The following is a 621-nucleotide window of genomic DNA, read 5'->3' on the forward strand; positions in this document are numbered from 1 at the left end:
ATTGATAAGCGAGAGCTAAAATGTGCCTGCGTAGGCGGAGATAGTAATGTGCCATTAGGGGCTATCTCATTAACTGAAAACGTGATGATGGTAGGTATGGGTAGCTATATGCTTATTCGTGCTTTGCTTTAGTAAGTAGTTTTTAGGAGGGTGCGCTTTGCGTACCCTCCAATATTAGAAAATCCTTAAACTTTTATATCAGCCTGCCAGATAAATAAGTACTTTGCTCGACATAAAAATGAAAAACTTGCTTCAGTAAAACTTATGGCGGATAGAGCTTACTAGTGACCATTCTAAACCTCTTATTGTGGCATCTCTCCATGCACCTCAACATCACCTTTCTCACCATCCGGCTGAATCACGATGGGTAACACCAGCCCTTTAGCAAAGTCATCGGATAGCACATAATCATAGCTACTGGCAGCGACATCGGGCGTAGTATGAATGATAAGCTTCATATCTTTACCATCAGTCAGCTCATGAGAAGTATAACTATCGCTGACTTGATCAAGCACCTTTGACAGTGCTTCGTTACTTGCCATGCTCACGGTTAGGTTATGCTGAGCGGTCGCAGCGTCCACTTTAAAGTAGTCCGCATAATCAAGGACGTTTTGACTATCG

General features: G+C 42.7%; 1 pseudogene. It reads right to left on the reverse strand.

From position 1 onward, the window contains the following. Window positions 1-302 precede the first annotated feature (302 nt). Window positions 303-621, reverse strand: a pseudogene (locus ACS8FD_RS22020) (hypothetical protein); the annotation flags it as partial.

It is taken from the genome of Psychrobacter sp. 1U2, assembly GCF_051847575.1.